The following is a 20,334-nucleotide window of genomic DNA, read 5'->3' as shown; positions in this document are numbered from 1 at the left end:
AGGGGTTTTCTCGAAGAAATGTGCAAGGATAGTCGAAGGAATCTGCTAGGAACTAAAAGCAAAGAAGAGAGTAAATGAATAGAATAGGAGAAATAAAAAAGCTGATTGCGAATAGCAATCAGCTTTTTATATTATATAAGGATAGTACTTAGTCTATCTTGATAGTCAATACTGAGATAGGTGAGTGATTTACTAAATCTTCACTGATACTTCCGTTGAAGAAATGAGCTAACCCTGTACGTCCATGTGTAGCGATCGTGATTAGGTCTGCATTCGTTTTCTTAGAGAAGTTAAGGATTCCTTTTTCTACTGTTAGATCATTATAGATAGATAAGTCGTATTCTGTATCTGTGATGTCTTCTAAGAAGTCTTCTAATACTTGTTCTGCTACATGAGTAGGTTTAAAGCTATTAGGGGTGTTTACCATCAGTAGGTGTAATTTCGTGTCGAACATCTGGTGTAGACGTAGAATCTTTTTAAAAGGTTCTTTCATATTATCAGTAAAGTCAGAAGCGAATACAAGATCATTCACGTTGAAGTCATCCCCTTCTCCTTTAATTACTAATACAGGTGCGTCAGATGTTCTTACTACTTTCTGAGTATTAGAACCTACGAAGTATTCTTTCGCTCCGCTCGCTCCATGAGATCCCATTACGATAAGGTCTGCTTTATTCGTCTCTGCTGTCTTAGTCACGCCATAAGCCGTTCTGTCTAGGATAAGACTAGTAGATACCTTAATGCCTTCGAATAGGTCAGATAGGGCTAATTCTCTAAGTTTCTCTTCAGCAGCGTTCTTGAAGAACATTACTTCAGGAGCAGGAGTACCTTTATTGATACTATCATTTCCTTGTTGTGGCAAGTCCAAGATGTGTAATAGTAGTATTTCTGCATCTCCTTTTTTAGCTATACAAGCAGCTACCTTGATAGCGTTATAAGCTTGCGTAGAAAAATCTGTTGGGACTAGTATTTTTTTCATAGTGATATTTGTTGTTTAATTTCGATTTAATTACATGATTTAAAGTTAAGAATATAATTATCAATAGGCAAAAGTTTTATTTGTAATAAAAAAATTAATATCTTTGCACAGTTATTTATTAAAAAAGTTAAATAATGAGGGGACAAAGTAGTCCCCTCTTTTTATAGCATATGACATTAAAAAGTAAAGTACAAGAATTAATAGATAAGGCTTTAGAAGAGCATACATCTATATTTATTATAGATTTTACGGTGTCTGCTGACAATAAAATCACTCTAACTATAGATGGTGATGAAGGTGTGACATTACAAGATTGTATAAATTTTAGTAGAGCTATAGAGCATAATTTAGATAGAGAAGAGCAGGATTTCTCACTAGAGGTAGCATCAGCAGGTGCAACAGCACCTTTAAAATTACTTCGTCAATACCATAAGAACATTGGTAGAAAGCTAAAAGTGGTGACGCTAGATCAAGAGAAATACGAGGCTACTCTAGATAATGTGATCGATAATCAGATTGTCCTAAAGTGGAAGGCTAGAGAGCCTAAACCTGTAGGAAAAGGGAAGGTGACAGTAGAGAAAGAAGCTGTGATTCCTTTTGAGAATATTAAAGAAGCGAATGTTATAATTTCATTTTAAAATAAAAAAAGCACATGGAGAATAGAGATTTAGTAGATTCATTCTCAGAATTTAAAGACGAAAAAGATATTGAGCGTGTAACGCTGATGGCCATCTTAGAAGATGTATTTAGAAATGCATTGAAAAAAAGATTTGGTAATGATGATAACTTTGATATCATTGTTAACCCAGATAAAGGAGATTGCCAGATATTCAGAAACCGTGTAGTAGTAAATGATGGGGAAGTAGAGAATGATAACTATGAAATTTCATTATCTCAAGCACGCAAGATCGAACCAGATTTTGAAGTAGGAGAAGAAGTTTCAGAAGAGGTTAAATTAGAGGAGTTAGGAAGACGTGCTATTTTAGCATTGCGCCAAAACTTAAACTCTAAAGTGACTGAGCACGATAATACTACTTTATACAAACAGTTCAAAGATATTATTGGAGAAGTTTATTCAGCAGAAGTGCACCACATCCGCCCAAAAGTTGTAATTTTGATGGATGAGGAAGGAAATGAAATCGTTTTACCAAAAGATAAACAGATTCCATCTGACTTCTTTAGAAAAGGTGATACTGTAAAAGGAATCATCGAAGCAGTAGAATTAAAAGGATCTAAACCTCAAATCATCATGTCTAGAACTGCTACTGAGTTCTTAGAAAGATTATTCGAGCAAGAAATTCCTGAGATCGCTGATGGACATATCACGATTAAGAAAGTGGTACGTATCCCTGGAGAAAAAGCAAAAGTGGCAGTAGATACTTTTGATGATCGTATCGATCCAGTAGGAGCGTGTGTAGGTATGAAAGGATCTCGTATCCATGGTATCGTTCGCGAATTAGGAAATGAGAATATAGATGTAATTAATTTTACTAATAATACAGAATTATTCGTTAAGCGTGCTTTAGCACCTGCTAACGTAAATAAGGTAGTTCTGAATGAAGAGACTAAAAAAGCAAATGTTTATTTAGCTCTAGAAGAGGTATCACGTGCGATAGGACGTGGTGGACAAAACATCAAATTAGCTGGTATGTTGACTGGATATGATATTGATGTTATGCGTGAATTAAACCCAGAAGACGATGACGTAGAATTAAAAGAGTTCAAAGACGAAATCGACGAGTGGGTAATTGAAGAATTTGCAAGAATCGGTTTAGATACGGCTAAGAGCGTTTTAAGCCTAAGTGTTGAAGAGTTAATGAAACGTACTGATCTTGAAGATGAAACAATTGAGAATGTACTTAGAATCTTGAAAGAAGAATTCGAGGATTAATTACAAGTTAACAACACAACACATTTAATACACTAAAAGGATAATATGTCTGAAGAAAGAGCAATAAGAATTAATAAAGTTTTAAGGGAATTGAATATTTCTCTCGATAGAGCCGTTGACTTTTTAAAAGGAAAAGGTTTCGATATCGACGCAACACCTAATGCTAAAATTTCTGATCAAGAATATAGTGTTTTGTGTAAACAATTTTCTGCTGATAAAGGTAAGAAAGAGGCATCTATTGAAGTAAGTGAAGAGAAAAAGAAAGAGAAAGAGGCCTTGAAAATTGAGCGTGATAAAGAATTAGAGGAGAAGAAAAAACAAGAGGAAGCACGTATTAAGCGTGAACAAGAAATTATCCGAGCTAAAGCTGAAGAAATTGCAGCTATCAAAACTGTGGGTAAAATCGATCTTGAGCCTAAAAAAACTAAAGCTTCTTCAGACGATTCTAATAAAGAAAATAAATCTTTTGAAAAAGATGCCAAAGCTCCTGCTAAAGAGAGTAAGCAAAAACAAGCTAATGAGGTTATAGAGGATAAGAAAGAGACTGTCGCTAAACCTGTAGTTGATAAGGAAGCATCTAAAGTAACGAACTCAAATAAACAAGTGGAAGCTAAAAAAGAGGTGGAAAAACCAAAACAGAAAGAATCTGTAGCAGGAAGTAAGGATGCTTCATCTAACAAAGTGGATTCTAAAAAAGCAGAGTCTAACAAAGCGGAAGAGGCTGCTAAGACAGAAGAAAACGCAGGAGAGGAGATGATTAAAACTAATTATCAAAAACTTTCTGGTACTACTTTTACTGGACAGACTATCGATTTATCTCAATTCGATAAGCCTAAAAAGAAAAAAGAAGAGCCTAAAAAAGGTGGTAACAACGCTGGTAACAATGCGAAACCAGGTGCTGGTAATGCCGCTAATAAGAATAAGAGAAAACGTATAGCTAAACCAGGTACTGCTGAAGGTGGTAATACTACTAATAACAATAGCAATAATGCTAATGGTGGTAATAACAACAACAATAACAGAAACCAAGGTGGCGGGCAAAGAAATAACAACAATAATAACAATGCTGGTGGAAACAAATTTGGTAATAGAAACCAAAGACGTAACCAACAAGCTCCTGTAGTTAAGGCTGAGCCAACAGAAGAAGAAGTTAAAAACCAAATCAAGGAGACGCTAGAACGTCTTCAAGGTAAAGGTAATAAGTCTAAATCTGCTAAATACCGTCGTGATAAACGTGATGTACACCGTAAGAAAACGGATGACGAACAAAAAGCATTAGAAGCTGGAAGTAAAATATTAAAAGTTACTGAGTTCGTTACTGTAGGTGAGATCGCTACTATGATGGATGTGCCTATTACTAAAGTTATCGGTACATGTATGTCATTAGGTATCATGGTAACAATGAATCAACGTCTAGATGCTGAGACATTGACTATCGTGGCTGATGAGTTCGGATACGAAGTAGACTTTACTACTGCAGCTATTGAAGAGGCTATCGAAGAGGCTCCAGATAGACCAGAAGATTTAAAATCTCGTGCTCCTATCGTTACTGTAATGGGACACGTTGACCACGGTAAGACATCGTTACTTGACTACGTTCGTAAAGCTAACGTTATCGCTGGTGAGTCAGGAGGTATTACGCAGCACATCGGTGCGTATGGGGTAACTTTAGAAAATGGTCAAAAGATTACTTTCTTAGATACACCAGGTCACGAGGCGTTTACTGCGATGCGTGCACGTGGTGCGCAAGTAACGGATATCGTTATTATCGTAATCGCTGCGGATGATGACATCATGCCACAAACGAAAGAGGCTATTAGCCACGCTCAGGCGGCAGGTGTACCTATTATCTTCGCGATCAATAAGGTAGATAAGCCAACGGCTAACCCTGATAAGATTAAAGAAAAGTTAGCATCAATGAACTTGCTAGTAGAAGAATGGGGTGGTACTTACCAATCTCAAGATATCTCTGCTAAACAAGGTATTGGTATGACTGAATTACTTGAAAAAGTATTATTAGAAGCTGAAATGTTAGAACTGAAAGCTAACCCAGATAAGTTAGCAGTAGGTACTGTAGTAGAGGCATTCTTAGATAAAGGTAGAGGATATGTATCTACTGTATTAGTACAAGCTGGTACTCTTCGTGTAGGAGATTATTTATTAGCAGGATGTAACCATGGTAAAGTACGTGCTATGCACGATGAACGTGGTAAGTCTATTAAAGTAGCTGGTCCTTCAACTCCAATCTCTGTATTAGGTCTTGATGGTGCGCCAACTGCGGGTGATAAATTCAACGTATTCGAAGAAGAAAAAGAAGCAAAACAAATTGCATCTAAACGTACTCAGCTGATCCGTGAACAATCTGTACGTGCTCAACGTCACATTACGTTAGCAGAGATTGGACGTCGTATCGCATTAGGAGATTTCAAAGAATTGAACATTATCTTAAAAGGGGACGTGGATGGTTCTGTTGAGGCATTATCTGATTCATTCTCTAAATTATCTACAGAAGAAATTCAAATCAACATTATCCATAAAGGAGTTGGTGCGATTACAGAATCTGACGTATTGTTAGCATCTGCTTCTGACGCGATCATTATCGGATTTAACGTTCGTCCTATGGCATCTGCTAAAGTATTAGCTGATAAAGAAGAGATTGATATCCGTAACTACTCTATCATCTATGCTGCTATCGATGACCTTAAAGATGCAATGGAAGGTATGTTATCTCCAGAGCTTAAAGAAGAGGTTACTGGTACTGCTGAGATCCGTGAGTTGTTCAAAATTTCTAAAGTGGGAACTATCGCTGGATGTATGGTTACAGATGGTAAGATATTCCGTAGCTCTAGAATCCGCTTAATCCGTGAAGGTGTAGTAATCTACACTGGAGAGTTAACTGCTCTTAAACGTTTCAAAGATGACGTTAAAGAAGTTTCTAAAGGATATGATTGTGGTATTCAGATTAAAAACTACAACGACATTAAGGAGTATGACGTAATCGAAGCTTTCCAAGAAGTAGAGGTTAAAAAGAAACTTAAATAGTATAAAATATAGTTAATAAGAGAGGGTTACAGTGATGTAACCCTTTTTTTATGTCAAAATGTCTTATTTTTAGTTTGGCTTATAATTTGTAGATTTAATTAAAAAAGAAAAACGTCTAAGTATGATTTGGATTTTTATGATTGCGATAATGGGTGCTAGTTGGTTAGTAGGTTATCGCTTAAAAAGTAAATTTGAGAAATATTCTAAAGTACAACTTCAGAATGGGATGAGTGGTGCGGAGATAGCACAGAAGATGTTGTTTGATCATGGGATCAGAGACGTAAGAGTTATTTCTACTCCAGGTAGGCTAACCGATCACTATAACCCAATGGATAAAACAGTCAACTTAAGTGAGGCTGTGTATAATGAGCGCAATGCTGCTGCGGCTGCTGTTGCTGCCCATGAGGTAGGACACGCTGTACAGCATGCTGAGGCATATCACTGGCTGACTATGCGCTCTAAGTTAGTTCCTATTGTTAGCTTTTCGTCTAATATAGTGACGTGGGTATTATTAGGAGGTGTGTTAATGATTAATACATTTCCGCAGTTGTTATTAATCGGGATTATTTTGTTTGCGATGACGACGATATTCTCTTTTGTAACGTTACCTGTAGAGTACGATGCGAGTAATCGTGCGTTAAAGTGGTTACAAGCGAAGAATATAGTGACTCAAGGAGAATATGCAGGAGCTAAAGATTCGTTGAAATGGGCAGCTCGTACGTATGTAGTGGCTGCGATAAGTTCACTAGGTACGCTACTGTACTATGTAATGATCTATATGAATAGAAGATAATAAAAAAGACCTCTGCTAAAGAGGTCTTTTGGGTTATAATATATTCAACGTGATGAGTAATGGGATGTGATCAGATACTTTTCTTGCTATGCTAATTTCTTCAAAGTCTTCAAAGAAGTAGATAGGCTTAGCACTGATAAGTTCATTCTTATCAGGGTGATAAAAGATATTATCATACTCTGATGCTAGACAGTCACCTTTAAGGCATTTCTGTCTAAGGCTCGTCTTCTGTGTAGAGAAGCTAGGTAGATACCCTTGTTTCTTTAAGGGATTAAATACGCTGTGGCTTTCACTTAAGTTAAAATCACCTAAGAAGATAAGGTTGTGTTCAGGATAGTGTTCGGGAAAGAATTTGAGGTACTTGATTTCTTTCTCAGGCTGATGTTTAGTTGGTAGTGCGTGTAAACTACTTATCGTTATTTCTTTTCCTTTATAAATAAATGTAGCCATATAAGGCTCTCTTTCTATTTCCTCTTGATAAGTAGGTTCAAGAAAAGGTTTGCCTTTCAGCTTGACTTTACTAGTTCTCCATAGGTAAGCATAGCGTTCTGAGCGATATGGTGAACTAACAGTAGGATCGCTTATCGCATAGTCCCATTTGGCTCCTGATGATCTGTTTAGTTCTTCGTGTATCTTAGCAATAGCCTGTGCGCCTGTAGGGTTAGTAACAACCTCTTGTATAGCTATGATGTCTGTTTGTTTAATCGTTTTGGCGATGTATTCTATATTCTCTTGTGATTTACTCTTTCCTACATTAAGTAAATTCCAAGTCATTATTTTCACTTGGGCATTAACCGAAAAAGAAACAATAAGAGTGATAATAAATAAAGTTAAGGCTTTTAAAAATCTAGTGTTAGGCATATTGAATTTTGTTAAAAGGCGTTAGATTATAGTCATTTTATAAAGAGGCATTTATAAAAATGACGTATTTTTACGCAGTTTTGTTCTCTACCCAGTCATTGGGAATAAAGGGGCACAAAAATAGTAATGTAACTGATATAAACTTTAAAAATTGAAAACATTTTCTTCTATAGCTGATTTTAATTGCGATAAAAAAGTAGTTGCTACATTAGGTACTTTTGATGGAGTACACGTAGGACATCAGATGATTATCAAAAAGCTTGTTGATTCTGCTAAAGCTAATGGTGGCGAGAGTTTGGTGTTGACCTTCTTTCCTCATCCTCGCATGGTTTTAAAGCAGGATAACAGTATTCGATTACTGAATACTATAGAAGAGAAGAAAGAGCTTTTAAAAGGATTAGAATTAGATAATCTAGTCATTCAAAAGTTTGACTTAGAGTTCGCTCAGTTATCAGCAGAAGAGTTCGTAAAGCTGGTATTAGTAGATAAATTTAATATCTCTAAAATAATTATAGGCTATGATCATCGCTTCGGAAAAAATAGAACTGCTGATATTCATGATTTAAAGGCATTCGGTGAGAAATATGGCTTTGAAGTAGAGGAGATCTCTGCTCAAGAAATAGATCATGTCTCTATTAGTTCTACTAAGATACGCGTTGCTCTAGAAGAAGACGGTAATATGATGTTGGCGAATGAGTTCTTAGGGTATGAGTACTATTTCTCTGGTACAGTAGTACACGGTAAGAAATTAGGCCGTAAGTTAGGTTTTCCTACAGCGAATATTGTTGTGGACGAAGATTATAAATTGATTCCTGAGAACGGTGTGTATGTGGTAGAATCTGAGTTAAATGGAGCGAAAGTGATGGGAATGATGAGTGTGGGTATTAACCCTACCTTTGCAGACCATCCTTATACGATAGAAGTAAATTATTTAGATTGGGATGGTGATTTATACGACCAAAAGTTAAAAGTTCGTATCTTAGACAGAATAAGAGATGAATTAAAATTTAGTGGACTTGATGAGTTAATCGCGAAGTTAAAAGATGACGAACGCGTGACTCGAGAGTTCTTCAGTCGTTATGAAGGAAAAACTGTACCGTCAGATAGATAATTCTCCGTTAATTATCTTTCGAATATTCTTTGGTTTCTTATTCGCTTGTGAGTCATTCGGTGCGATTGCTACAGGTTGGGTAAGAGATAACCTAGTCGATGTAAAGATTACATTCTCCCATATCTATATGGACTTTCTGCAGGTGCTAGTAGGACCTCAGATGTATGCCTACTTTTTTGTGATGGGCTGTGTGTCAGTGGCTGTTATGCTTGGGTATCGATATAAGTGGACTATGCCACTACTAACGATATTATGGGCAGGTGCTTATTTTATACAGAAGACATCTTATAATAATCACTACTATATGCTATTAGTGATTTGTGTGTATATGTGCTTCGTACCCGCTAATCGATATGCTTCTCTTGATGTAAAAAGCAATAGAGTAACAGAAGAATACTCCATGCCTTATTACATCTCTTGGCTATTTATCTTTCAGGTATTCATGCTTTATATCTATGGTACTGTGGCTAAGTTCTATCCAGATTGGTTAGATGGTACGTTTACAAAGTTGATGTATCAAGGAGCTAATATTCCTGATGTGTTTAAGCAAGTATTTACACAGGATTGGTTCTATGTCTCTATTGCTTATTTAGGGATTATATTTGATGGACTAGTAGTGTTCTTATTGTTGTATAAACGCACGCGTACTTTAGCTGTGATAGCCTCATTGGTATTTCACTTGTTTAATTCTATCACCTTACATATCGGTATATTCCCTTATTTTGCATTGAGTTTTGCTGTGTTCTTCTATGAACCAGAGCAAGTAAGAAGTTGGTTCTTTAAGAAGAAAACTCCTTTAGATGAGGATACTTTAAAAGAGGAACAAGTTGTAGCTAGACACTTCTCACCTCAAGTGAAGTATTTCTTATTGGCATTTATGTTTGTACAATTAGTGCTTCCTCTAAGACATTATTTTATCAAGGGAGATGTGTTATGGACTGATGAAGCTCATCGCCTTAGCTGGCGTATGATGCTTAGGTCAAGGAGTGGTTATACGAATTATATAGTAGAAAATAAAAAGACAGGGGATAGAAAGTATTACGATATAGAAGATGTGCTAACTAATAAACAGATGGCTCGCCTATCTTCTCCAGATATGATCTGGCAGATGGCACAATATATCAAAAAAGAATATGAAGTAAAAGGAGAGGACGTGGCAGTATATGCTGAAAGTTATGTATCAATTAATCAACGTGATTTAAGCCAATTCGTAGATCCTAAAGTAGACTTAGGAGCTGTAGGTTGGAATTACTTTACGCACTGTGAGTGGATATTAGAGAAGCCTTTTTAGAATAAAAGAGATAACAAAAAACGCATACTGATCAGTATGCGTTTTTTGTTATTGTTTAGCTTCAGCAAGCTCTTTCTTATATTCTATTAGATGTAGACTAGTATCGTATTTACCATAGGTGAAGTAGTTAATCCAATCTCCTAGGTTGATGTACTTAGACTTATCATTTAGATCTATAATCATTGGTAAATGACGGTGCCCAAAAACGAAGTAGTCATAGTGAGTGGTTTCTAATTTGCGTTTAGCATATAGGATTAACCATTCGTTGTCTTCTCCTAAGAATTTAATGTCTTCATCACCTGATATCAGTTTATTCTTAACAGATAGGTAAGAACCAAGTCTAACGCCGATGTCTGGATGCAACCATCTGAACAGCCATTTAGAGAAAGGATTGGTAAAGACTTTCTTCATTCTCTTATAGCCCATATCTCCAGGTCCTAGTCCATCTCCATGTCCGATAAAGAACTTCTTACCATTAATGTCAAACACTTTAGGCTCGTGATATACTGGTATTCCTAGTTCTGTCTGGAAATAGTCATCCATCCATAAGTCGTGGTTTCCTACAAAGAAGAAAACAGGAATGCCTCTATCTTTGATTTCAGCCAACTTACCAAGTATTCTTACAAAACCTTTAGGTACTACAGTCTTGTACTCAAACCAGAAGTCAAATAAATCTCCTAGTATGAATAAGGCGCCCATATCATCTTCTTTCTCGCGTAGCCACTGTAAGAATAACTCTTCTCTAGGAAGACTTTTCTCTCGAGTAGGAGCTCCGAAGTGCTGATCAGAAGCGAAGTATATACTCTTATCTGTATTAATTGTAAAACTCAAGTCCTATAAATTATCTGATTGATGCCATTCAGCGTATGATGATTCTGTCTCTTGTAATCTTAATGAGTATAGTTCTATCCCTTCAGGTAATTTGCTTTTTATCTTCTGAGCGAAGTCAATAACCATGTTTTCACTAGTTGGTTGATAATCGACAAGAATAACGTGGTGTCCGCGTTCTTCTAGTTCTTTTGCTAATTCTATATGAGGGGTATTTTTATTGAAAACAGTAGCGTGATCGAATACATCTACGATATCTCCTTTCACTATTTTTTTTAAGTCTCCAAAATCTATAACCATACCATACTTCACATTATTAGTATCCTCTATCGGAGTTCCAATAACTGTAACAGCTAGCTTATAACTATGACCGTGTACGTTACGACATTTACCATCATAACCATATAAGGCATGTCCTGTTTCAAATGTGAATTGCTTTGTAATTCTAATCTTAGGCATAACTAAAAATTTTGGCAAAGGTACACAAAAATATAGTTGACCTCCTATATTTAGCGTAGCCTTTTCTCTTTATCCTTAAAGAGATGACTGAGTTTAGAATAATCTATATCTAACTTGGACGGATACTTTAGGCCACCATTTAATACGATTTAACCATTTCTCTCCTTTTTCGTTGTATTCAAAGTCGTTATCAAGATCGAAGTGAACTTTACTTCCATCTTGTTTTAGTTCATAGTCCCCTTGGTACATAATCCCCAGTTCAAATGAAAAACCTAGTTTTTTATTCGTTACCACTCTTCCTATTCCTATCCCTAGATAAGGCTTGATGATACTACCGAGTGTAACATCAGCTTTCATATTCCCTTCATTTAACTTGATTTGGTTTCCTTGAAAGTCTAAATCAGGCCATTCGGCATATTGTTTTTTTAATTCTGCTCTATTACCATAGACGTCAATTAAATACCCGTCTAAGGCTGTTTTGTTTTGCCCAAAGTAGAAACCCCCACTAAGAAAGAATAAACCATCTGGGACAGGGTAAAAGTCAACTAAGGTGTGAGCATGTATCATGTGATTTTTACCTTTAATTCTTAAGTTAGGTTTACCTTTTTCTAGATATTGCCCTATGTTATTAGGGTCATCAATACCAACTTCATAATGCTTAGAATTATAGAAGAATAAGTCTATACCTCCTCTAAGTTTTAAATAGCTGTTAATAGGAGTCAATGCCTCTAGTGTTAGCCCCATCGTAGATACTCCTGCACTTAATGTCCATTCATAGAAGCGTTGGTCAGAGTAGTGCTTCGCTATATTATCTCTCACGAATTCGTCTTCACCTACATGTAGTAAGTAAGCTGTAGAATTATTGGGAGGTAAGGTAGGAGGTCCTGACTTCTTTTTCTTCTTTTTGTCTTGCTTAGGTTGTTGTTCATCTATTGTTTTCTCTTGACTTACTTCTTCTACAAGATTAACTGCTGTATTCTCAGTGGGTTCTTCTTGTGCATAAGAGTTTGTAGAGTAGATGAATAAGCAAGATAAGATGACTGTTGTGATATGCTTTAATTTCATGATATTTTAGAATATTCGGTAATTAATTTGAAAGTTTACCATTGGCCATAGTTTTAGCCATTTGGTTACTTTATCTGCATCTTCTATTGAAGCATTAAGGTCGCTTGTAGAAGCAACTGTTCTACCGTTTTGTTTTAAAGTATAGTCTCCTTGGTATAATACTCCTAGTTCAAACTTAACTCCTAAACGTTTTTTAGAAACAGCTCTTCCTAATCCAATACCTATATATGGTTTGATTATTTGACCTAATGTTAGCTCTGCGTTTATCTTACCATCTATTACTGCTAGTTCTTTGCCATCGAACTCTATTATAGGCCAGTCATGACCAGGTTTTAGTTCAGCTGGGGTACCATTACCATCTGTTAATAGTCCATCCGCTTCAAGTTTAGTACTTCCTAAATAGAAACCCGCAGTAAGATGAAATATTCCTTTTCTAAAAGGGTAATAATCTACTAGTGCGTGTCCATGAATAGCTTTTATACTACCATGCATTTCATAAGTAGGTGTATAACCAAAGGCTTCGTGTAGTATTCCTTCTTGATCATCAAAGTTTACATCGTACTTTTTAGAATTGAACTCAAAATAATCTAATCCTGCTCTAAGTTTTAAACTTGAATTAATAGGAGTCGCTGCTTCTATGGTAAATCCTAATGTAGAAACTCCGGCAGCAATATTTAAATGACTTAGAAAACCTCCTTCATAATGTGAGGTACTGTACCTCCCTTTATCTCTGTAATCATCTAGCTTTAGCGGTTCTGAAGCAACAGCTTTGCAAGCGATTAAAAGTATTGGAAGTAAGTACTTTAGTGATTTCATAGTTTTATATTTTTTAGCAAATATAGTACAATGAGTTAATTAAAATTAACATTATTGATAAAGAGATGATTATTGTAAGTAAAAAGATTTTATATTGACATGTTTTTATTTAATCTTGATGTATTGTGTTTTGTTTTTAAGAATAATGGTGTTTATATATAAAAAATCCTTCTAGAGATATTGTTCTAGAAGGATGAGATATGTTATTTAGCTTTAAATTGGTTAAGCGCATTTATTGTAAATTCTGATAATACTAGTCTACCTGATATTTCAGCACGTTGATGTAATAATTCTGTCCAATGGTCTGTTCCTTCCCAGAATATTTTCTTCATTTCGCATAGCGCTTCTGGGTTATATGAACTTATCTTAGTAGCGAAAGTCTCTACTTCTAAGTCAAGTCTGTCTACAGTATCATATACCTCGCTATACAATCCGTGATTTTGTGCCCAAGTAGCCGTTTTCCATTCGTGTGCTGCAAGAGACATTTCTGTGAAGGCTGTTTTACCTATTTTACGTGAGACCGCAGGCTCGATTACGAAAGGACCTATCCCAATGGCTAGTTCTGATAGTTTAATAGAAGCATTCGTTGTTGCAAAACAGTAATCACATGCAGCAGCTAGTCCTACTCCTCCTCCTACAGTTTTGCCATGGACACGACCGATAAATATCTTCGGACTTTTGCGCATTGCATTGATTACATTAGCAAAGCCAGAGAAGAAAGTCTGTCCTGTAGTAGTGTCTTTAATAGAAAGTAGTTCATCAAAGGAAGCCCCTGCACAGAAGGCTCCTGTTCCTTCACTTTTTAGAATGATTGTATTAATATGAGTATTGCTACTAAGTTTGGTAATAATACTAGTTAGCTTTTCTAATTGTGAACTTGGAAATGAGTTACTAGCTGGACTATAAAATGATATAGTTGCTACTTTATCTTGAATAGATTCTGTTATAAAAGGTGTATTATGGTCTTGGTTCATGGTTAATAATTTTATTTTAAAAATAGTAAATAAAGATTAGAATGCCTTATTTTTCTGAGTTTCCTTTCTTTGATATAAATTTAACAGTCACATAATGTGAATATTAGGTGTTTTAATTTAGCAGTAAAAAGAGCTTATGGATAATGATACCTTGTTCACTTTCTTATAATTTAATTATTAAATCATATTTTATCAAAAAATAATAATTTTTCACTTGCTTTTAAGGAATTGTATTCTGCTTTGTGTTGTAATAAAGGTTAGGATGATGAACTGTTTTGAGTAAATTTGCACAAAAATAGAGTGTTTTTTGTAATATGTAATAAGCATTATTACAGGTAGTTATGAGTTGTTGAGGAAAGTAATGTATCACAATAGGTGATTTTTTTTCATAAAAAACAATTATGGCTTAATATTTGTTTTTAACTATAGTGACGGTTAGTAATATTTGTTTTTTATATTATTAATTTAAGATTTAAATAATTGATTTGAGTATGTATTCTCAAATAAAAAGAGTAGAAAAGGAAAAAGAATAATAGTATCATAAAAACAACAACTATTTCTCAGTTGTAAATCACAATCAAGTTTAATGGGATTTTAAACACTTTGTATAAGGTGTGGACTTCTATTTTCTAAATATCTGATGTCATGTAGAGTATCAGCAAGGAAATCTTTGTCTGAAAAAAATAGTGTTTTGTTTATTATGTTATTGTAAATGTGATTGTTATTGGTAATATGTTAGAGAAGTATAGATATGTTTTAGCGTTTGTACTATGTGTTTTATTAGGGCAGTTATCTCCTTTATATGCACAGTTTACAATACAAGAAAGTTTTACTCATCAAACAGTGAATAGCAAAGTAGTATTAGGGGATCATGCTATATTAACAGCTTCACAAGGGTTAGATCGTTCTGGAGAAGGATGGCTAAGACTTACTTCTGATGGAATGAATCAAAAGGGGTATGCTATTATAGAAGAGAGTTTTCCTTCTGATAGAGGAGTATTGATTGATTTTGAATATAAATCATGGCGTAGAAGAGACGGAAATACAAAAGGTGGAGCAGATGGTATCTCTGTATTTCTATACGATGGGAGTATTCCTAAGGGAAAATTTAGATTAGGTAGTTATGGAGGTTCATTAGGATATGGACCAGGTAATGGTGTTTCTGGTGTGACAGGTGGTTATATTGCTGTAGGACTTGATGAGTATGGTAATTTTACACAAGAAGCTGTTGGAAGGCCAAATACGAATGGCTCGTTTGCCCAAAGTGTTGTATTAAGAGGAAAGGTTACAAATGACCTCAGAACAACAGCTAGATATCTGACACATATAAAGAAACCAGGAGGTAAAAATATTGATTATTCTGAATTTATATACACTAGACCTGATGATAATAATTTTTATAGAAGAGTGCAGATCGAGATGAAACCTATCTTAGAAGAAGATAGAAGTAAGAAGAAACCTGATGGAAGTTACGCTCTTAAAAAGAAATTCCATATCAAAGTACGCATACAGTCAGAACATAAAGGGGGATTTGTAGAAGTATTAGATTATAAATATGATGAGTTGCCTTACGAAACACTCAAGATTGGTTTTGCTGCTTCTACAGGTTCGGCTGTCAATATTCACGAGATTAAAGATTTAAATGTTACAACTCCTGAAGGGTTAATGATTAATAAATCTGTCACCTTACTAGAAGCAAAAAAAGGAGATAAATTAAGCTACACATTAGAGATGTCTAACCACTCATCTGACTTGTACAAAGACTTTATATTGAATGATTATTTATCCACTATAAAAGAATTCTTTCGAGTAGACGAGATTTTTTTTGATAATAGAGGTAATTATAAAAACACCTTGACACCTCCTTCTAATATTCCTAGTATATATAGTGCGAAGAGTATTGAGAATTGGAAAGTGAACCTAGACGCTCACTCTTCATCTAGAGTCATTATTAATGGAACAGTGATTGGCTACCCAGGATTAGGAGTGTTATCTAATGAAGCCTATTTAGATGTTAGTAGCCTAAAACTGCCGTATGTAGATCCTACGAAGATTCGTTCTATAGCGCATACGAATATTGTAGGCAAACCACATCCTAAGCCTTCTATCTCATCAGACGTAAGCGTAATCTGTGAAGGAGATGAAGCGATATTAACTGCTAAAAAGCCATTGACTACTATTGGTACTGTAGAGTCTTACCGCTGGTTTAAAGACGGTAATTTATTTAAGGTACGCGAAGTAGGAGATGACTTAGAAGATAGAATAATCGAGGAGTTATTGCCTATAGAGAGCATTAGAGTTACAGAGTCTGGAGAGTACAGTGTAGTATATGTTATCAAGGGTGTGAGCTCAGAAGAATCTGCTAAAGTGAAGATTAATGTAAATCCTATACCTAAGTTAAAACTGAAGAATAATTCTGATGCTCTAAGCTATACTTTGAATGTAGGAGATTCTTTTGTATTGCCAATTTTAATAACTGATAATGCTAGAGATATAATCACTTGGTATGACACAAATGGAGAAGAGATTATAGATAGAACGAGCCCTAAGGTGTTTAATCAAGCAGGAGTATATAACTATACGGTAGTTGCTGAGAGTGCTAATGGATGTTCGGATATCAAGAATATTCAAGTCAATGTATTTAATAACGAAGACTGTCCACCGACTTACGAGAGATACTGGGCAACAGATTATACAGCGTGGTATTCTGCTCTGACGGGAGGAGTATCTAATAAGAGTAATGCTATTGATGGACGACCAGATACTTATTCTACAATCACGGTAGGACTAGGACTATTAGGATTAGGTACTACATGGCAGAATATTTACTTCAAAGAAGATCAAGCCGCAGGAACTCCTGTGACAGTGAAGCTAGGTAAAGAATACAGTGGTTTAGTTGCCCTAGGCGGTATTACAGTAGTAGGACTTGATGCAAATGGGAAGAAGATAGGAACGTTACAAGGAGTAGATGGAGGACTAGTAGATCTATTAGCAGCAGATAATGTGTTGGAATATACATTCGTACCATCGAATAAGAAAGGACCGCAGAAATATAGAGGAGTACAAGTTGTCTTAGGGTCTACAGTAGGTGTTGCTCAGAACGCTAAGGTGTATGGGGCTTATGTGACGAAGCAAGTAGAGAGTCCTAGTTGTGCAGCTGTATTACCTAATATTAATCCCAATGTATTAGACGTACTCCACGGAGTAGAAGATATAGGATTAGGAGTAGCGAGTGCCACAGCTTCTGTTAGCCATCCTTGGAATGCTGTTGATGATGATCCTAACAGTTATGCAGTAATAGCAAGAGGAGTAGCAGTAGCGAATATGGCGAGTCTAACAGTCGTGTTTAAACAGACTGCTCTACCAGGAGATGAGTTGCATATTACAGCAGAGAATAAGAACCCTGGAGTACTGAGTTTAGAACTAGTCAAGGGCTTTAAGATTCAACGCTATTTAGGAGATAAGAAAGTGGGCGAACCACTTACAGAGTCTAATGGAGCGCTTCGCTTGAGATTACTAGGTATAGGAGGTAGAGATAGATACAGAATTATAGTAGCTCCTTCTACAGAACCTTTTGATAGAGTGAAGATATCGTATGGCTCAGTTGTAGGAGTATTAGGAGATTTTACTCATATCTATAATGTAGATCTAGTTCCTAGGGTAGAAGTAGGTATGGAGATAGAGACAGATCAGTACGGTTATGAATTAGAACAGATTCTCCAGTTATGTGAAGGAGAACCGTTGAGAATACAACCACAGAATAGTCACTGTACGAGTTATGAAGTGTACACTTCTGAGAAAGGGACGACTAGGTTGCCAGCATTAGGAGATATGTTCACGATAGACCTGTCTAAGCATTATAAAGTAGGTGATGAGTTTATAGTATATGTGCAGGCTGTTCGAAATGGCTGTACCATTGGCTCTAGAACTCCGATTAAGATTAAGATAAACAGTCTGCCTTCTATAGAACGTGTAGTCGCTAAGGATCACAAAGGGAAACAGACTACAGTAGTAGATCAAGTAAACATTAAAGGGGGACAGCCATTACAGCTTAGCCCTGTAGTGACAGGAGAGATACAGCGATATGACTGGGAGTATCTATTAGATACAGAGAATGAGTGGAAGGCGTTTCCTTTTGCTACAGTAGATAATCCAGAAGTAGAGGTTAGATCAACAATATTAGAAAGAGATAAGGATAACAAGGTAATATTCGATCAGAACGATAGGCCTATTATTAAACAGCAGGGAGGAGTATTTATTACCAAACATGGAACAGGTGTGTTAACAATAGCCTTTCCTAAAGATGCCAAAGTTAATGGAGAGAACTGGCATAATAAAAAAGGAAAAGTGAGATTAACCATAACTAATTTGACGGGGTGTAGTACATCTGTGATCTATGATCTTACTTTTCTTAGAGGATTTAGAGAAGGAATATTCTCTAACCCGATGTTACCAAGTAAAAAGACAAAATAACAAAACAATACAGATATTAAATAGAATTTATAATCATGAAGAAAATTATCATTTTAGCCGCTTTCTTAGGAACGTTTTATACAGCATCAGCACAGGTAGGTATTGGTACACCAGATCCTGAAACATCAGCTGAACTTGAAATTCTTTCTAGCCACAGAGGGGTATTGATTCCACGTGTAAGTTTATCAGACTTAAAAGTTTTTGCACCGATAGATGGAACCCAAGTAGAGAGTTTATTGATTTATAACCTTAATGAAGATACTTCTAAAGATATATTAAAAGGATTCTATTACTGGACAACAGAAGATGGAGGACAGTGGAATAGAATAGTGAGTAAAGCGGAACTAACTACAGTTATCAATGGATTAGATAATAATGTGACAAAATTAGAAGGAGACGTTAAGAACATCCAGAATGTAATTAACTATATCGTACCGACTAATCCTGACAATAAAGATGCTGCTAAAGAAGGGCATTCTACTATTGTGTTTGACCCAGTGAAGAATGAGTTTAAATATGTGGTTTATAACACAGTTGATAATAAGTATGAGACAGCGAATGTAGACTTCGAAGATCTAGTATTAAAAGAAGAGACTAAAACATTCTTCCGTGAAGTAGCAGTATCTGATACTGATAAAACAAAGAAATTCCTTTTCTTCTCAGAGACAACTATTCAGAATTGGTTAGCTCAGAAAGGAAATGAAGGAAAGACTGAGAACGATGTGCCTAATGACGCAGATGGAGTAGTTACAATAGATGTAGTAGGAGAAATCGCTTCTAATGTATCGAACTTCTTTAATAGTAAAACGACTGTCCTAAAAGAAGGAAGCACTAGTGAGTATTATACAATCGAAGAGTTAATTAAGAGTATCTCTACGAAGGTAGATGGTAACGTAATCTACAAGAATACTGGGGATGGTACGAATGCTAATTGGGAGTTCCAATTTTATAACAATGGCAAGTATGAGACTATTAACCTTAAAGATTTAGTAGCAGATACAGAGACGACTACAGTAGTAGTACCAGTAGTGAAAAATGGAAAGACTGTAGGGTATAAATATTTCAATGAAGAAGCAGTAAAGGTATTCTTGGCTAGTAATGCAGGTAAGACTGTTGCTGATATTACCGGAGATACTACAGGAGGTACAGAAGTAAATGTAGTAGGTGATATCGTAAATAACTTTAGTGATATTCTAAACCAAGAGGTAAAAGAGGGTGATGTTACTTATAAGGTAGGGGATCTAATCTCTAAGTTTATTAATAAAGGGGGGAATGTGTACTACGGAAAGATAGCAGACGATAAAGAAGAAGTATTCTATACGATAGAAGATAACGGAGCGAAGAAAGAAATCAGCTTTGACTTTATCACGAACTATATTACGAATAATGTGGATAAGATCAAGAATATCTTAGGAGATCATATCGATGTTCATAATAGTAAAGTAATCTTCACTGGGAATACGATTAATAATAAGAAGGTTTACAAGTTCATTGGGACTACTAATATCGCTAAAGCTAACTCAGCTAGAACATCAGGTGTGGCTATTCCTGCAGGGGCTACAGTAGGGTCAGTAGTAAGCATCCAAGTATTACAAGGAGAGATGCTGAAGACCACAGCGACTACAGATATTAAAGTGAGTGGTAGTACCTTAAACTTTAATATCGGATCTGGTAACCAGTATATCATGATTGGAGAAGGGAACTATTCTGTAATCGTAGAGTTTACAGAATAGTTATATACAATATAGACAAGC

The 20,334-nt window shown here is 35.7% G+C and carries 15 protein-coding genes; 8 read left to right on the top strand and 7 right to left on the bottom strand.

Annotated features, from left to right (window positions below; translation table 11 throughout):
* Positions 1-148: 148 nt before the first annotated feature.
* Positions 149-976 carry a universal stress protein gene (locus tag MODO_RS01785; RefSeq protein ID WP_006257674.1) on the bottom strand — a complete coding sequence of 276 codons (828 nt, stop codon included), beginning with the start codon at positions 974-976 and terminating at the stop codon, positions 149-151.
* A gap of 170 nt (positions 977-1,146) precedes the next feature.
* Here MODO_RS01785 and rimP point away from each other — a divergent pair, with 170 nt between their 5' ends.
* The 4 genes from rimP to MODO_RS01765 all read left to right on the top strand — a co-directional run bounded on the left by rimP (position 1,147) and on the right by MODO_RS01765 (position 6,702).
* Complete coding sequence (gene rimP / locus MODO_RS01780; RefSeq protein ID WP_006257673.1) at positions 1,147-1,614, top strand: ribosome assembly cofactor RimP; 468 nt, start codon at positions 1,147-1,149, stop codon at positions 1,612-1,614.
* A 14-nt stretch (positions 1,615-1,628) separates the two neighbouring features.
* Entirely contained in the window at positions 1,629-2,867 is a 1,239-nt protein-coding gene (gene nusA / locus MODO_RS01775; protein ID WP_006257671.1) for a transcription termination factor NusA, read from the top strand.
* 45 nt (positions 2,868-2,912) lie between these two features.
* Positions 2,913-5,909 (top strand): translation initiation factor IF-2, encoded by a 2,997-nt coding sequence (infB, locus tag MODO_RS01770; protein WP_006257670.1) that lies wholly within the window; start codon positions 2,913-2,915, stop codon positions 5,907-5,909.
* Positions 5,910-6,030: 121 nt separating this feature from the next.
* Entirely contained in the window at positions 6,031-6,702 is a 672-nt protein-coding gene (locus MODO_RS01765; protein ID WP_006257669.1) for a zinc metallopeptidase, read from the top strand.
* A gap of 33 nt (positions 6,703-6,735) precedes the next feature.
* Here MODO_RS01765 and MODO_RS01760 read toward each other — a convergent pair whose 3' ends face one another.
* Complete coding sequence (locus MODO_RS01760; protein ID WP_006260496.1) at positions 6,736-7,563, bottom strand: endonuclease/exonuclease/phosphatase family protein; 828 nt, start codon at positions 7,561-7,563, stop codon at positions 6,736-6,738.
* Between the two features lie 151 nt (positions 7,564-7,714).
* Between MODO_RS01760 and MODO_RS01755 the strand changes: the two genes are divergently transcribed.
* Positions 7,715-8,674, top strand: coding sequence for a bifunctional riboflavin kinase/FAD synthetase (locus MODO_RS01755; RefSeq protein WP_006257667.1), 960 nt, complete (start codon positions 7,715-7,717; stop codon positions 8,672-8,674).
* A complete protein-coding gene (locus tag MODO_RS01750; protein WP_006257666.1) occupies positions 8,643-9,965 on the top strand; it encodes an HTTM domain-containing protein in 1,323 nt (440 codons plus the stop codon). Before MODO_RS01755 ends, MODO_RS01750 begins: the two co-directional genes overlap by 32 nt.
* 48 nt (positions 9,966-10,013) lie before the next feature.
* Here the strand turns inward: MODO_RS01750 and MODO_RS01745 are convergent, their stop codons facing one another.
* The 5 genes from MODO_RS01745 to MODO_RS01725 all read right to left on the bottom strand — a co-directional run bounded on the left by MODO_RS01745 (position 10,014) and on the right by MODO_RS01725 (position 14,107).
* Positions 10,014-10,796 (bottom strand): UDP-2,3-diacylglucosamine diphosphatase, encoded by a 783-nt coding sequence (locus MODO_RS01745; protein ID WP_006257665.1) that lies wholly within the window; start codon positions 10,794-10,796, stop codon positions 10,014-10,016.
* 3 nt (positions 10,797-10,799) lie between these two features.
* Entirely contained in the window at positions 10,800-11,252 is a 453-nt protein-coding gene (locus MODO_RS01740; RefSeq protein WP_006257664.1) for a 6-pyruvoyl trahydropterin synthase family protein, read from the bottom strand.
* A gap of 93 nt (positions 11,253-11,345) precedes the next feature.
* Positions 11,346-12,317 carry a hypothetical protein gene (locus tag MODO_RS01735; RefSeq protein WP_006257663.1) on the bottom strand — a complete coding sequence of 324 codons (972 nt, stop codon included), beginning with the start codon at positions 12,315-12,317 and terminating at the stop codon, positions 11,346-11,348.
* Between the two features lie 6 nt (positions 12,318-12,323).
* The gene (locus MODO_RS01730) at positions 12,324-13,133 is read right to left on the bottom strand and encodes a hypothetical protein (RefSeq protein ID WP_006257662.1); all 810 of its coding nucleotides are present in this window, start codon (positions 13,131-13,133) and stop codon (positions 12,324-12,326) included.
* Positions 13,134-13,336: 203 nt separating this feature from the next.
* Positions 13,337-14,107 (bottom strand): enoyl-CoA hydratase/isomerase family protein, encoded by a 771-nt coding sequence (locus tag MODO_RS01725; protein WP_006257661.1) that lies wholly within the window; start codon positions 14,105-14,107, stop codon positions 13,337-13,339.
* 732 nt (positions 14,108-14,839) lie between these two features.
* Here MODO_RS01725 and MODO_RS01720 point away from each other — a divergent pair.
* A complete protein-coding gene (locus MODO_RS01720; protein ID WP_006257660.1) occupies positions 14,840-18,580 on the top strand; it encodes an L-type lectin family protein in 3,741 nt (1,246 codons plus the stop codon).
* A gap of 35 nt (positions 18,581-18,615) precedes the next feature.
* A complete protein-coding gene (locus tag MODO_RS01715) occupies positions 18,616-20,313 on the top strand; it encodes a phage tail-like protein (RefSeq protein ID WP_006257659.1) in 1,698 nt (565 codons plus the stop codon).
* Positions 20,314-20,334 lie beyond the last annotated feature (21 nt).

The sequence above is a fragment of the Myroides odoratimimus genome (genome assembly GCF_001485415.1).
GTDB lineage: Bacteria > Bacteroidota > Bacteroidia > Flavobacteriales > Flavobacteriaceae > Flavobacterium > Flavobacterium odoratimimum.
This window is presented reverse-complemented; position numbering and strand designations above follow the sequence as displayed.

What these genes read in the sequence shown, in the direction of transcription:
- MODO_RS01750 (WP_006257666.1), top strand. Translation starts at nt 8,643, where the DNA reads ATGAAGGAAAAACTGTACCGTCAGATAGATAATTCTCCGTTAATTATC.
- MODO_RS01720 (WP_006257660.1), top strand. Translation starts at nt 14,840, where the DNA reads ATGTTAGAGAAGTATAGATATGTTTTAGCGTTTGTACTATGTGTTTTA.
- MODO_RS01765 (WP_006257669.1), top strand. Translation starts at nt 6,031, where the DNA reads ATGATTTGGATTTTTATGATTGCGATAATGGGTGCTAGTTGGTTAGTA.
- nusA (WP_006257671.1), top strand. Translation starts at nt 1,629, where the DNA reads ATGGAGAATAGAGATTTAGTAGATTCATTCTCAGAATTTAAAGACGAA.
- MODO_RS01730 (WP_006257662.1), bottom strand. Translation starts at nt 13,133, where the DNA reads ATGAAATCACTAAAGTACTTACTTCCAATACTTTTAATCGCTTGCAAA.
- MODO_RS01760 (WP_006260496.1), bottom strand. Translation starts at nt 7,563, where the DNA reads ATGCCTAACACTAGATTTTTAAAAGCCTTAACTTTATTTATTATCACT.
- MODO_RS01785 (WP_006257674.1), bottom strand. Translation starts at nt 976, where the DNA reads ATGAAAAAAATACTAGTCCCAACAGATTTTTCTACGCAAGCTTATAAC.
- MODO_RS01725 (WP_006257661.1), bottom strand. Translation starts at nt 14,107, where the DNA reads ATGAACCAAGACCATAATACACCTTTTATAACAGAATCTATTCAAGAT.
- rimP (WP_006257673.1), top strand. Translation starts at nt 1,147, where the DNA reads ATGACATTAAAAAGTAAAGTACAAGAATTAATAGATAAGGCTTTAGAA.
- MODO_RS01735 (WP_006257663.1), bottom strand. Translation starts at nt 12,317, where the DNA reads ATGAAATTAAAGCATATCACAACAGTCATCTTATCTTGCTTATTCATC.
- MODO_RS01715 (WP_006257659.1), top strand. Translation starts at nt 18,616, where the DNA reads ATGAAGAAAATTATCATTTTAGCCGCTTTCTTAGGAACGTTTTATACA.
- infB (WP_006257670.1), top strand. Translation starts at nt 2,913, where the DNA reads ATGTCTGAAGAAAGAGCAATAAGAATTAATAAAGTTTTAAGGGAATTG.
- MODO_RS01740 (WP_006257664.1), bottom strand. Translation starts at nt 11,252, where the DNA reads ATGCCTAAGATTAGAATTACAAAGCAATTCACATTTGAAACAGGACAT.